This window comes from Pseudomonas sp. NFPP07 (assembly GCF_900115645.1).
Taxonomy (GTDB): Bacteria; Pseudomonadota; Gammaproteobacteria; order Pseudomonadales; family Pseudomonadaceae; genus Aquipseudomonas; species Aquipseudomonas chlororaphis.
In genome coordinates this window covers 302,759-316,748 of the sequence record NZ_FOXG01000009.1, presented here as the reverse complement: position 1 = coordinate 316,748, position 13,990 = coordinate 302,759, and the positions used below count along the sequence as shown (strand labels likewise).

At 63.2% G+C, this 13,990-nt stretch carries 11 protein-coding genes; all 11 read left to right on the top strand.

Annotated features, from left to right (window positions below):
• Positions 1 to 22: 22 nt before the first annotated feature.
• The 11 genes from BM019_RS24160 (at position 23) to BM019_RS24105 (ending at position 13,910) form a co-directional block, all read left to right on the top strand.
• The gene (locus BM019_RS24160; protein ID WP_085534684.1) at positions 23 to 1,459 is read left to right on the top strand and encodes a sigma-54-dependent transcriptional regulator; all 1,437 of its coding nucleotides are present in this window, start codon (positions 23 to 25) and stop codon (positions 1,457 to 1,459) included.
• Between the two features lie 733 nt (positions 1,460 to 2,192).
• The gene (locus BM019_RS24150; RefSeq protein WP_009045657.1) at positions 2,193 to 3,596 is read left to right on the top strand and encodes a polynucleotide adenylyltransferase PcnB; all 1,404 of its coding nucleotides are present in this window, start codon (positions 2,193 to 2,195) and stop codon (positions 3,594 to 3,596) included.
• Between the two features lie 4 nt (positions 3,597 to 3,600).
• Positions 3,601 to 4,080, top strand: a complete 480-nt coding sequence (folK, locus tag BM019_RS24145; RefSeq protein ID WP_009045658.1) for a 2-amino-4-hydroxy-6-hydroxymethyldihydropteridine diphosphokinase — start codon at positions 3,601 to 3,603, stop codon at positions 4,078 to 4,080.
• A gap of 237 nt (positions 4,081 to 4,317) precedes the next feature.
• The gene (gene panB / locus BM019_RS24140; RefSeq protein ID WP_007924658.1) at positions 4,318 to 5,118 is read left to right on the top strand and encodes a 3-methyl-2-oxobutanoate hydroxymethyltransferase; all 801 of its coding nucleotides are present in this window, start codon (positions 4,318 to 4,320) and stop codon (positions 5,116 to 5,118) included.
• A complete protein-coding gene (panC, locus tag BM019_RS24135; RefSeq protein WP_085534682.1) occupies positions 5,115 to 5,969 on the top strand; it encodes a pantoate--beta-alanine ligase in 855 nt (284 codons plus the stop codon). The genes panB and panC overlap by 4 nt, the downstream gene beginning before the upstream one ends.
• A 109-nt stretch (positions 5,970 to 6,078) precedes the next feature.
• On the top strand, positions 6,079 to 6,459 hold the full coding sequence (gene panD / locus BM019_RS24130) for an aspartate 1-decarboxylase (protein ID WP_007924662.1): 381 nt from the start codon (positions 6,079 to 6,081) through the stop codon (positions 6,457 to 6,459).
• Between the two features lie 239 nt (positions 6,460 to 6,698).
• Complete coding sequence (gene pgi / locus BM019_RS24125) at positions 6,699 to 8,363, top strand: glucose-6-phosphate isomerase (protein WP_007924664.1); 1,665 nt, start codon at positions 6,699 to 6,701, stop codon at positions 8,361 to 8,363.
• Between the two features lie 174 nt (positions 8,364 to 8,537).
• On the top strand, positions 8,538 to 10,475 hold the full coding sequence (gene acs, locus BM019_RS24120) for an acetate--CoA ligase (protein ID WP_092420826.1): 1,938 nt from the start codon (positions 8,538 to 8,540) through the stop codon (positions 10,473 to 10,475).
• Positions 10,476 to 10,513: 38 nt separating this feature from the next.
• Positions 10,514 to 11,380 carry an oxygenase MpaB family protein gene (locus BM019_RS24115; protein ID WP_092420823.1) on the top strand — a complete coding sequence of 289 codons (867 nt, stop codon included), beginning with the start codon at positions 10,514 to 10,516 and terminating at the stop codon, positions 11,378 to 11,380.
• Positions 11,381 to 11,531: 151 nt separating this feature from the next.
• A complete protein-coding gene (locus BM019_RS24110) occupies positions 11,532 to 12,710 on the top strand; it encodes an acetyl-CoA C-acetyltransferase (RefSeq protein WP_092420821.1) in 1,179 nt (392 codons plus the stop codon).
• 183 nt (positions 12,711 to 12,893) lie between these two features.
• Positions 12,894 to 13,910, top strand: coding sequence for a class I SAM-dependent rRNA methyltransferase (locus BM019_RS24105; RefSeq protein ID WP_007924670.1), 1,017 nt, complete (start codon positions 12,894 to 12,896; stop codon positions 13,908 to 13,910).
• Positions 13,911 to 13,990: the final 80 nt, after the last annotated feature.

Sequence of the window (13,990 nt, the reverse complement as noted above, 5' to 3'; positions counted from 1 at the left end):
GACCGTCGAGAGAATCGAATCAATGCCGCACATTTTGATCGTCGAAGACGAAACAATTATCCGCTCCGCCTTGCGCCGCCTGCTGGAACGCAACCAGTACCAGGTCAGCGAAGCCGGTTCCGTGCAGGAAGCACAAGAGCGTTTCAGCATTCCCACGTTCGACCTGATCGTCAGCGACCTGCGCCTGCCAGGCGCCCCCGGCACCGAACTGATCAAGCTCGGCCAGGGCACCCCGGTGCTGATCATGACCAGCTACGCCAGCCTGCGCTCGGCGGTCGACTCGATGAAGATGGGCGCGGTGGACTACATCGCCAAGCCTTTCGACCACGACGAAATGCTCCAGGCCGTGGCGCGCATCCTGCGCGACCGCCAGACCGCGCAAAGCAGCCCCAACGAGCGGCCGGCCGCCAAGCCGGGCAACGGCGCGGACAAGGCTGGCGCCAGTGCCAGCAACGGCGAAATCGGCATCATCGGTTCCTGCCCACCGATGCAGGACCTGTACAGCAAGATCCGCAAGGTCGCCCCGACAGACTCCAATGTACTGATCCAGGGTGAATCCGGGACCGGCAAGGAACTGGTAGCCCGCGCCCTGCACAACCTGTCCAAGCGTGCCAAGGCGCCGATGATCTCGGTGAACTGCGCGGCCATTCCGGAAACCCTGATCGAGTCCGAGCTGTTCGGTCATGAAAAAGGCGCCTTCACCGGTGCCAGCGCCGGGCGCGCCGGCTTGGTGGAAGCGGCGGACGGCGGCACCCTGTTCCTCGATGAAATCGGCGAATTGCCGCTCGAAGCCCAGGCCCGCCTGTTGCGCGTGCTGCAGGAAGGCGAGATTCGCCGGGTCGGCTCGGTGCAATCGCAGAAGGTCGATGTGCGCTTGATCGCCGCGACCCACCGCGATCTCAAGAGCCTGGCCAAGATCGGCCAGTTCCGTGAAGACCTGTATTACCGCCTGCACGTGATTGCCCTGAAACTGCCAGCCCTGCGCGAGCGCGGCGCCGACGTCAACGAAATCGCCAATGCCTTCCTCGCCCGTCAAAGCGCGCGCGTGGGCCGCACTGACCTGAAGTTCGCTCCGGACGCCGAGCAAGCCATTCGTCACTACTCATGGCCAGGTAACGTTCGCGAACTGGAAAACGCCGTCGAGCGCTCGGTCATCCTGTGCGAAAGCCCGGAAATCTCCGCCGAGCTGCTGGGTATCGATATCGAACTGAGCGATCTGGAAGACGACGAATTCATCGGCCTGGCGCCCCAGGCCGCCAACGCCAACAACAGCAGCCACGAGCCGACCGAAGACCTGTCGCTGGAAGACTACTTCCAGCATTTCGTCCTCGAGCACCAGGACCACATGACCGAGACCGAGCTGGCGCGCAAACTGGGCGTCAGCCGCAAATGCCTGTGGGAACGTCGCCAGCGTCTGGGCATCCCACGGCGCAAGACCGGGGTCGCCAGCGAAAGCTGAAGTTCGGCGGTAACGGGTTGCGGGTAACACGTGACCTTGTGAAAAAACTGTTACCTCAGTCATTTCACGTAACAAAAGCCGGGGCTTAAGGTAACGAAGCCCCGGCTTTTTTCGCCCGCGAAAACCTAAAAACCGTGCCTAACCCCTTGTTTTACTGGGCTTCGCAAAAGTTGGCACGGCACCTGCTATATGTTTGGTACAAGAACAATAACAAGCAATGCATAAGACAATAAAAATAAGACGAATCGACTCACGCACAATAAAAACAACACGGCGGAGGCGCAGCTAACTGATTCTTTTGGAGAGGCGTTGTCATTGGGGCTTGCCCCACAACCAGGCCGAGAACAACAAAAACTGCCCTAAGGCAGAGCCTGAACTGGTTGGATCATCGATCATTGCAACACAGCGACCAAAGCAATCCGTTTGCTCTTGGCTCCCGATTGGGAGGGTCATCCTGGGTTAACCAGGTGACAAGGGCGTTAAACAAAAACAAGAAGCCCGAAACCAATAATAAAAATAGAGCACGCAAACACTTCTGGGGGAGCTTCGGCTCCCCTTGTGGTTTCCGTGATTGCGACTTTACTGATGCAAAGCCCCGCCAACCCGCGTTCCAAAGCCCCGCGCACGACTCGCCGCAGCTTCCTACACCATCCCCCGACTAAATGCTAGAATCCCCGCCCATCATGCGGTCATTCTTCGTTATGGCCGAACATTCCTTCAAACAGTGCATCCCATGCTGAAGAAGTTGTTCCAGTCATTCCGTTCTCCCTTGCGTCGTACGCAACACAAACGCAGCACGCCTGAAGTGCTCAACAGCAGTCAACATTCGCTGCAACGCGCCCAGTTCAGCCGTTATGCGGTGAACATCGTCGAACGCCTGCAGAACGCCGGCTACCAGGCCTACCTGGTCGGCGGTTGCGTGCGCGACATGTTGCTCAATATCACCCCCAAGGATTTCGACGTCGCCACCAGCGCCACACCGGAACAGGTGCGGGCCGAATTCCGCAACGCGCGGATCATCGGCCGTCGGTTCAAGTTGGTGCATATCCACTTCGGCCGCGAAATCATCGAGGTCGCGACCTTCCGCGCCAATCACCCGCAAAACGATGAAGAGGAAGACAGCAACCAGTCCTCGCGCAACGAAAGCGGGCGCATCCTGCGCGACAACGTGTACGGCACCCTCGAAGAGGACGCCCAGCGCCGCGACTTCACCATCAACGCCCTGTATTACGATCCGGTCAGCGAACGCATCCTCGATTACGCCAACGGCGTGCACGACATTCGCAATCACCTGGTCCGCCTGATCGGCGACCCACGCCAGCGCTACCAGGAAGACCCGGTACGCATGCTGCGGGCCGTGCGCTTCGCCGCCAAGCTGGATTTCGGCATCGAGAAACACACTGCCACACCGATCCGCGACCTGGCCCCCATGCTGCGGGAAATCCCCTCGGCCCGCCTGTTCGAGGAAGTACTCAAGCTGTTCCTGTCCGGCCATGCCGCCGACACCTTCGAGATGCTGGTCGACCTGCAACTGTTCGATCCGCTGTTCCCGGCCAGCGCCGAGGCGCTGGAGTACAACCCGACCTACACCCATACGCTGATCAGCGAAGCCCTGGTCAATACCGACCTGCGCATCAAGCAGAACAAGCCGGTCACCCCAGCTTTCCTGTTCGCCGCGCTGCTGTGGCCTGCCTTGCCGGCTCGCGTGCTGCGCCTTCAGGAACGCGGCATGCCGCCAATTCCGGCGATGCAGGAAGCCGCTCACGAATTGATCAGCGAACAGTGCCAGCGCATCGCCATTCCAAAACGCTTCACCATGCCGATCCGCGAAATCTGGGACATGCAGGAACGTCTGCCACGCCGCAGCGGCAAGCGCGCCGACCAGTTGCTGGACAACCCGCGGTTCCGCGCCGGCTATGACTTCCTGCTGCTGCGCGAAAGCGCCGGCGAACAGACCGATGGCCTGGGCGAATGGTGGACCGACTATCAGGACGCCAACGAAGCCGGTCGCCGCGACATGATTCGCGATCTGAGCGGCAAGGACGAAGCCGGCACAGGTCCGCGCAAGCGTCGTCGCAGCAGTGGCGCCAAACGCAAACGCGCCACCGCCGGCGCACCGAGCGCTTCCGGCGAATAACCCGATGGAACGCATCTACATCGGCATGGGCAGCAACCTGGCTGCCCCGGCAGAGCAATTGCGCAGCGCGATCGACGCCCTGGCGCAGTTGCCGCACAGCCAACTGGCGGGGGTCTCGGCCTTCTATCAAAGCGACTCTCTGCTGCCCGGCCAACCGCGTTACACCAACGCCGTGGCCGCCCTGGACAGCAGCCTCGCGCCGCTCGAACTGCTGGACGCGCTGCAAGCCATCGAAAACGGCCAGGGCCGCGAGCGTCTCGAACGCTGGGGGCCACGTACCCTGGACCTGGACATCCTGCTGTTCGGCGATCGCCTGATCGACGAACCGCGACTCAAGGTCCCGCATTACCATATGCAGGCCCGGGCCTTCGTCCTCTATCCCCTGGCCGAACTGGCCCCCGCCGACCTGCAACTGGCCGACGGCCGCCACCTGCGCGATCTGCTCGCCGCCTGCCCATTTGTCGGCCTGGAACGTCTGGCCTGACTGCTGAAACGCATCAGTTACGGCGGTAACACTCACGCCGTAACAATGCGGTAACACATGCAATTGACTTCCCGAGTTCTCCTCACGACTATAGGCGTCCCGTTGCCGCCAACACGGCGTTACAGGGCGCAATCCAGGCCTTATAAGCACGACAACAGACCGTGCGCCTGCATAGATAAAGAATCACGCGCGTTACTCGCAGCAGTTTCCAGAGCGCCTGAATGAGGACCCTTTTTCATGCCAGACATTACCCTGACCACCCTGCAAGGCCTCAAGCAGAAAGGTGAAAAAATCACCATGCTGACCTGCTATGACGCGACCTTCGCCCACACCTGTTGCCAGGCTGGCGTTGAAGTACTGCTGGTGGGCGACTCCCTCGGCATGGTCTTGCAAGGGCACGACAGCACACTGCCAGTCACTACCGCCGAGATGGCCTACCACGTCGCCGCGGTCAAACGCGGTAACAGTGGCGCGCTGATCCTCGCCGACCTGCCGTTCATGGCCTACGCCACCACCGAACAGGCCCTGAACAACAGCGCCCAGTTGATGCAGGCCGGTGCGCACATGATCAAGGTCGAAGGCGCGCTCTGGCTGGCGGAGTCCATCCGCCTGCTGGCCGAACGCGGTATCCCGGTCTGCGCCCACATGGGCCTGACCCCGCAATCGGTGAACATCCTCGGCGGCTACAAGGTCCAGGGCCGTAACGAAAACCAGGCCCGGCAAATGCGTGCCGACGCCATCGCCCTGGAAGCGGCCGGCGCAGCGATGCTGCTGCTCGAATGCGTGCCGAGCGAACTGGCGGCGGAAATCACCCAGGCGGTGAAGATTCCGGTGATCGGCATCGGTGCCGGCAGCGGCACCGACGGTCAGGTGCTGGTTCTGCACGACATGCTGGGCCTGTCCCTGAGCGGTCGCGCGCCGAAGTTCGTGAAGAACTTCATGGCCGGCCAGGAAAGCATCCAGGCGGCCCTGAGCGCCTACGTCAATGAAGTCAAGGCCGTGACCTTCCCAGGCGCCGAACACGGGTTTTCTGCATGAATACTGTCAAAACCGTACGTGAACTGCGTGCCGCCGTGGCCCGTGCCCGCAGCGAGGGCAAGCGCATCGGCTTCGTACCGACCATGGGCAACCTGCACAGCGGTCATGCGGCCCTGGTGACCAAGGCGGCCCAGCGGGTGGATTTCGTGGTGGCGAGCATTTTCGTCAACCCGCTGCAGTTCGGCGCCGGCGAAGACCTCGACAAGTACCCGCGGACCCTGGCCGCCGACCAGGAAAAGCTCCTGCAAGCCGGTTGCCATCTGCTGTTCGCCCCGACCGTCGAAGAGATGTACCCCGACGGCATGGACGACCAGACCCGGGTCAGCGTGCCGCAACTCTCCGAAGGCCTGTGCGGCGCCAGCCGTCCCGGGCATTTCGAAGGAGTGGCCACGGTGGTCAGCAAGCTGTTCAACATGGTGCAGCCGGACCTTGCGGTCTTCGGCCAGAAGGACTTCCAGCAACTGGCAGTGATCCGCGCCCTGGTGCATGACCTGAACATGCCGATCCAGATCATCGGCGAGCCCACCGTGCGGGCCGCCGACGGCCTCGCGCTGTCGTCGCGCAACGGCTACCTGAGCGAGGAACAACGTGCCATCGCCCCCGCGATCTATCGTGGCCTGACTCAGATCGCCGAGGCCATCAGCCAGGGCGAGCGGGACTATCCAAAGCTGCTGGACGAGCAAAAACGAGTGCTCGAAGCCGCAGGTTTTCGCCCCGATTACCTGGAAATCCGCCACGCCCGAACCCTGCGCCCAGCCACCGCGCAAGACCGAGACCTGGTAATCCTGGCGGCGGCCTATCTGGGTGCTACCCGCCTGATCGACAACCTGCATCTGGACCTCGACGCCTAGGTCCCAAAGGCCGATTGCCCGAAGCCCGACCTTCGGGCAAACTGCCGCCGCCCGGGGCCTGCAGCGATGCTGCGGGCCCTGTTCGAGGATCCGACCGAGAGAACCATTCATGCACGCCATCATGCTCAAGGCCAAGCTGCATCGCGCCGAAGTCACCCACGCTGTGCTCGACTACGAAGGCTCCTGCGCCATCGACGGCGAATGGCTGGACTTGTCCGGTATCCGTGAGTACGAACAGATCCAGATCTACAACGTCGACAATGGCGAACGCTTCACCACCTACGCCATTCGTGGCGAGGAAGGCTCGCGCATGATCTCGGTCAACGGCGCCGCCGCGCACAAGGCCAAGGTCGGCGACCGGGTGATCATCTGCGCTTACGCTCACTACAGCGAAGCCGAACTGCTCAACTTCAAGCCACGCATGCTCTATATGGCGCCGGGCAACGAGCTGAGCCACACCAGCCATGCCATCCCGGTTCAGGTCGCCTGAACCCCAGTCATTCTCACCCCCTGAAATCCCGTTCGTGCGCGGCTCTGAGGCGCCGGTGTAAAAAAGTACCGGCCGCAGGTCAGACAAAGCCAAGACAGATCAGCACGCGAGAGTTACTGTTATCGCCCTGCGTGCTTAATCGTGTCAGCGCAGGTTTGACCGAACGTTATTCTTCGAGCAGGACGTTCCGGGCTTTTCAGTGTCCAACAGGCAGTTCAAGTAAAAGGAAAACCGCAGCGATGGCGTACTACCGCACTCCTCACGACGTTACCGCTCTGCCCGCCTGGCAAGCGTTGAATGACCACCGCCAGGCCATGCAGGATTTCAGCATGCGCGAGGCCTTCAATGCCGACCCGCAGCGCTTTCATCAATTCAGCCTCAGCGGCTGTGGGCTTTTTCTCGATTACTCGAAGAACCTGATCACCTCCGAAACCCGCAACCTGCTGGTGGGCCTGGCCAACGAAGCCGGCCTGCAGGACGCGATCAAGGCGCTGTTCGCCGGTGAGCTGGTCAACTCTTCCGAAGGCCGTCCGGCCCTGCACACCGCCCTGCGCCGCCCGGTGGGCGACAAGCTGTCGGTCAACGGCGTCAACGTGATGCCGGAAGTGCACAAGGTGCTGAACCAGATCACCGAGCTGGTCGGGCGCATCCATGACGGCCTGTGGCGTGGCTACACCGAAAAGCCGATCACCGACGTGGTGAACATCGGCATCGGCGGTTCCTTCCTCGGCCCCGAGCTGGTGTCCGAAGCCCTGTTGTCCTACGCCCAGAAAGGCGTGCGTTGCCATTACCTGGCCAATATCGACGGCAGCGAGTTCCACGAGCTGTCCTCGAAGATCCGCGCCGAAACCACGCTGTTCATCGTCTCGTCGAAATCCTTCAATACCCTGGAAACCCTGAAGAACGCCCAGGCCGCACGCGCCTGGTACCTGGCTCAGGGCGGCTCCGAGGCCGAGCTGTATCGCCACTTCATCGCAGTGTCGAGCAACAACGCCGCCGCGGTGGCCTTCGGCATCCGCGAAGAGAACATCTTCCCGATGTGGGACTGGGTCGGCGGGCGTTACTCGCTGTGGTCGGCCATCGGCCTGCCGATCGCCCTGGCCATTGGCATGTCCAACTTCAAGGAACTGCTGTCCGGTGCCTACACCATGGACCAGCACTTCCAGACCGCGCCGTTCGAGCAGAACATGCCGGTTCTCCTGGCCCTGCTGGGCGTGTGGTACGGCAATTTCTGGGGCGCGCAAAGCCACGCGATCCTGCCGTACGACCACTACCTGCGCAATATCACCAAGCACTTGCAGCAGCTGGACATGGAATCCAACGGCAAGAGCGTACGCCAGGACGGCACGCCGGTTTCCACCGACACCGGTCCAGTGATCTGGGGTGGCGTGGGCTGCAACGGCCAGCACGCGTACCACCAGTTGTTGCACCAGGGCACCCAGCTGATTCCGGCCGACTTCATCGTGCCGATCGTCAGCTTCAACCCGGTCGCCGACCATCACCAGTGGCTGTACGCCAACTGCCTGTCGCAAAGCCAGGCGCTGATGCTCGGCAAGACGCGCGCCGAGGCCGAGGCCGAGCTGCGTGAAAAAGGCCTGAGCGAGGCCGAAGTCCAGAAGCTGGCACCGCACAAGGTGATCCCCGGCAACCGCCCGAGCAACACCCTGGTGGTCGAGCGCATCAGCCCGCGCCGCCTGGGCGCGCTGGTGGCGATGTACGAACACAAGGTGTTCGTGCAGAGCGTGATCTGGGGCATCAACGCCTTCGACCAATGGGGCGTGGAGCTGGGCAAGGAGCTGGGCAAGGGCGTCTACAACCGCCTGGTCGGCAGCGAAGAAACCCCGGCCGAGGATGCTTCGACCCAGGGCCTGATCAACTACTTCCGCGGTCGCCACCGCGGTTGATAGCCGCCTGAAATAGCCTTTCGCGAGCAATCGAGCGTCGACCGGCTGCTCCTACAGAACCCGTATCCACCTGTAGGAGCGAGCTTGCTCGCGATTGGCCGCCCTCCCCTTGAACCCCTTCCGATCAAGGCGCATCTTTATTACTTGTCGCTAAAACAAGAATAAGGAACCGTCATGTTCGATATCAGCATGTTCCCCCAAGCCGATGCCGTCCGCCGGGCCGCACAATTGAGTCAGGACGACTACCAGCGGCTGTACCGCGAATCCATCGAGCACCCCAGTACCTTCTGGGCCGAACAGGCCACCCGCTTTCTCGACTGGAGCGCGCCCTGGCAAACCGTGCAGCGCTATGACCTGAAAACCGGCGCCGCCAGCTGGTTCGCCGGCGGCCAGTTGAACGTCAGCTACAACTGCATCGACCGCCATCTGGAAAAACGCGGCGATCAGGTAGCGATCATCTGGGAAGGCGACGACCCGGCCGAATCGCTGCAAATCACCTACAAGAAACTCCATCACTACGTCTGCCGCCTGGCCAACGTCCTGAAAAGCCGCGGCGTGAAAAAAGGCGACCGGGTATGCATCTACATGCCGATGATCCCCGAGGCGGCCTACGCCATGCTCGCCTGCACTCGTATCGGTGCGGTGCACTCGGTGGTCTTTGGCGGATTTTCCCCGGACGCGTTGCGCGACCGCATTCTCGACGCCGACTGCCGCACCGTGATCACCGCTGACGAAGGGGTGCGCGGCGGCAAGTTCATACCCTTGAAAAACAACGTCGACAAGGCCCTGCAAAGCTGCCCGAACGTCAGCACCGTGGTGGTGGTCGAGCGCACCCAGAACCCGGTGAACTGGGTCGAAGGCCGCGACCTCTGGTATCACCAGGCCCTGCGCGGCGTCGAAGACGACTGCCCGCCGCAACCGATGGACGCCGAGGACCCGCTGTTCATCCTCTACACCTCCGGCAGCACCGGTAAACCCAAAGGCGTGCTGCACACCACCGGCGGCTATTTGCTGCAAGCGGCAATGACCTTCAAATACGTACTGGACTACCGCGAAGGCGAAGTCTTCTGGTGCACCGCCGACGTCGGCTGGGTCACCGGCCACAGCTACATCGTCTACGGCCCGCTGGCCAATGGCGCGACCACCCTGATCTTCGAGGGCGTGCCCAGTTATCCGAGCAGCTCGCGCTTCTGGGAAGTCATCGACAAGCACCGGGTGAACATTTTCTACACCGCCCCCACCGCATTGCGGGCGCTGATGCGCGAAGGCCCCGAGCCGCTGCAGCACACCTCGCGCAGCAGCCTGCGCCTGCTGGGCACTGTCGGCGAGCCGATCAACCCGGAAGCCTGGGAGTGGTATTTCAATAGCGTCGGCGAGCAGCGCTGCCCGATCGTCGATACCTGGTGGCAGACCGAAACCGGCGGCATCATGCTCAGCCCGCTGGTCAGCTCCAGCTACATCAAACCGGGCTGCGCCACCCGCCCGATGTTTGGCGTGCAACCGGTGCTGCTGGATGAGCACGGCAAGGAAATCAGCGGCGCCGGCAGCGGCATCCTGGCGATCAAGGCCAGCTGGCCGGCGCAGATCCGCAGCGTCTACGGCGACCCGCAGCGCATGGTCGAGACCTATTTCAAACCCTACCCGGGCTACTACTTCACCGGCGACGGCGCGCGGCGCGATGAAGACGGCGATTACTGGATCACCGGACGCATCGACGACGTGATCAACGTGTCCGGGCATCGCATCGGCACCGCCGAAGTCGAAAGCGCCCTGGTCCTGCACGACAGCATCGCCGAGGCCGCGGTGGTCGGCTATCCCCACGACCTCAAGGGCCAGGGCATCTATGCCTTTGTCACCCCGATGAACGGCGTCGAGCCCAGCGAAGAACTGAAGAAGGAACTGTTGAGCCTGGTCAGTCGCGAGATCGGCAGTTTCGCCAAGCCGGAACTGATCCAGTGGGCGCCGGCCTTGCCGAAAACCCGCTCGGGCAAGATCATGCGGCGTATCCTGCGCAAGATCGCCTGCAACGAGCTCGACAGCCTGGGCGATACCTCGACCCTGGCCGACCCGAGCGTGGTCGAGGGCCTGATCGATAAGCGCCTGAACCTCTGAGCGGGCCTCGGGCCTCAACCAAGGAACAGCCAAGCGGTATGGAATTCATTCGCAGTCGTATCGAAACCCAGGTCATGAGCCTGGGTGGCCTGTCGCTGGGTCAGCTCGACCTGGACAACCCCAAGGGCGACCCGGGCCTGTTCGGCCCGGACGCCATCTGCTGGCAGGTGCATGGCGATTTCAGCAGCATGCTGATCGGCGGCATCAGCGCCTTGCTGATGCAGGCCCTGCACCCGCTGGCCCTGGCTGGGGTCTGGGATCACTCGAACTTCCGGGAAGACATGATCGGGCGTCTGCGGCGTACCGCGCAGTTCATTTCCGGCACCACCTTCGGCTCGCGCCAGGATGCCGAATGGCTGATCGACAAGGTGCGCACCATTCACCTGCAGATCGTCGGCCATGCGCCAGATGGCCGGCCCTATGCCGCCAGCGATCCGCAGTTGCTGACCTGGGTGCATGTGGCCGAGGTCAGCAGCTTTCTGGCGGCGCACCTGCGTTATCGCAACCCGCAGCTGTCGCCTGCCGACCAAGACCGTTACTACGGGGAAGTCGCGCTGATCGCCGAGCGTCTTGGCGCCACTGATGTACCGAGCTCGCGCCGGGCCGTGGCGGCTTACCTGGCCGGGATGCGCCCCCAGTTGCTCTGCGATGAACGCAGCCGAGAAGTGCTGCGTTTGCTCTTGGCGGCACCTGCCCCAAGCCGCCTGGCCAAGCCATTTGGCTCGTTGATGATGCAGGCCGGCATCGACCTGTTGCCCGACTGGGCCAGCGATATGCTCGGCATCAACCAGGGTCTGCTGCAACGCCAGCTGATCCGCGCCAGCGTCAACCGCAGTGCGCCGATGCTGCGCTGGGCGGTACGCAACGGCTCGATACATCGCGCACGCCGACGCATGGGCCTGTAATACCCGACCGGGCGAACAGAACGCGACCCACCGGTTCGCGATTGGCGACGTCGCGACCTTCTATGCAACCATGATTTTCCAAGTTCTCGCGCACCGGTCACCTGCCAATGGCCGCCGACCGATGCCGCCAATAACGATGAGGATTCGCGCCATGCAAGACGTCGTAATCGTTGCCGCCACCCGCACCGCGGTCGGCAGTTTCCAGGGTTCGCTGGCGAACATTCCCGCGGTCGACCTGGGGGCCGCGGTGATCCGCCAGCTGCTGGCCCAGACCGGCCTGGACGGTGCCCAGGTCGATGAAGTGATCATGGGCCAGGTGCTCACCGCCGGCGCCGGGCAGAACCCCGCGCGCCAGGCCGCGATCAAGGCCGGCCTGCCCCACGCGGTGCCGGCGCTGACCCTGAACAAGGTCTGCGGCTCCGGCCTCAAGGCCCTGCATCTGGGCGCCCAGGCGATCCGCTGCGGCGACGCCGAGGTGATCATCGCCGGCGGCCAGGAGAACATGAGCCTGGCCAATTACGTGCTGCCCGGTGCCCGCACCGGTCTGCGCATGGGCCACAGCCAGATGATCGACAGCATGATCAGCGACGGCCTGTGGGACGCCTTCAACGACTACCACATGGGCATCACCGCCGAGAACCTGGTGGACAAATACGCCATCAGCCGCGAAGCCCAGGATGCCTTCGCCGCCGCCTCGCAGCAGAAGGCCGTGGCCGCCATCGAAGGCGGACGTTTCGTCGATGAGATCACCCCGATCCTGATTCCCCAGCGCAAGGGCGAGCCCGTGGCCTTCGCCACCGACGAGCAGCCGCGCGCCGGTACCACCGCCGAATCCCTGGGCAAGCTCAAGCCAGCCTTCAAGAAAGACGGCACGGTCACCGCCGGCAACGCCTCGTCGCTGAACGACGGCGCCGCCGCGGTGATCCTGATGAGCGCGGCCAAGGCCCGGGCCCTGGGCCTGCCGGTGCTGGCGATGATCGCCGCCTACGCCAACGCTGGCGTCGACCCGGCGATCATGGGCATCGGCCCGGTGTCGGCCACCCGCCGCTGCCTGGACAAGGCCGGCTGGTCCCTGGAGCAGCTGGACCTGATCGAAGCCAACGAAGCCTTCGCCGCCCAGGCGCTGTCGGTGGGCAAGGAGCTGGGTTGGGACGCGAACAAGGTCAACGTCAATGGCGGCGCCATCGCCCTCGGCCACCCGATCGGCGCCTCGGGCTGCCGGGTGCTGGTGACCCTGCTGCACGAAATGCTCAAGCGCGATGCCAAAAAAGGCCTGGCCACCCTGTGCATCGGTGGCGGCCAGGGCGTGGCACTGGCCATCGAACGCTGACCACAATCCCCTTGTAGGAGCGGCCGGTCGACGCTCGATTGCTCGCGATGGACCTCAACGGTAACGCGGTCTGCCTGGTGCATCGCGGTGTTGCGCCGATCTTTCGCGAGCAAGCTCGCTCCTACACAGAGGACAAAACGAAACTGGTAGACTGCCCCGCCCAATCATCCGCAAGGCGCCCGCATGTCTTCCTTGAATCAGGCGCTGCGCGCCGCCCTCGATCATCGCCAGGACCTGCTCGTCGAGCTGCATCAGCAAGGTACCGACTGCTATCGGCTGTTCCATGGCAGCCAGGAAGGCGCCGGGGGCCTGACCATCGACCGTTACGGCCCGCAGCTGCTGGTGCAAAGCTTTCACCAGACGCTGGAACGCGATGCCTTGCTGCAATTGCACGAGACCGTCCAGCAGCAACTGGGCCTGGACACCCTGCTGGTCTACAACGACCGCTCCCGGGGCAATTCACGCATCGATCGCGAGGACTCGGTTTACCGCGCCGAAGAAGAAGCGCTCAAAGACCTGGTCGGCCACGAATGGGGCTTGAACTACCGGGTACGCGGTCGCCATGCCGGCCAGGACCCGCTGCTGTTTCTCGACCTGCGCAACGCCCGTGGCTGGGTCAAGGCCCACAGCGCCGGCAAGAGCGTGCTGAACCTGTTCGCCTACACCTGCGGTGTCGGCCTGAGTGCCGCGGCAGGCGGTGCCCGCGAGGTGTGCAACCTGGACTTCGCCGAGGGCAACCTGGCCGTCGGCCGCGAGAACGGCCAGCTCAATCCGCAATTGCCGGCCATGCAGTTCGTGCAATCGGATTACTTCCCGGCGATCCGGCAACTGGCCGGCCTGCCCATCAGCCAGCGCCGTGGACAAAAGCTGCCCAGCTACCCACGCCTGGAACAACGCCAGTACGACCTGGTGCTGCTTGACCCGCCGGCCTGGGCCAAGAGCGCATTCGGCACCGTCGACCTGCTGCGCGACTATCAGAGTCTGCTCAAGCCTGCCCTGCTGGCCACCGCCGACAATGGCGTGCTGATCTGCTGCAACAACCTGGCGAAAGTCACGCTGGACGACTGGCGCGAACAGGTGCTGCGCTGTGCCGAAAAAGCCGGTCGCCCGGTACGCGAATGGCAGGTGCTGACACCCGCTCGCGACTTCCCGTCCATGGACCAGCAACCGCCGCTCAAGACCCTGATCCTGCATCTGTGATCTGCTGCGAGGAATCTGAACAATCCTGTTTGCGACCGTGATGGGATTGTTTCGGAACCGGAAACGCATGCCATACTCCA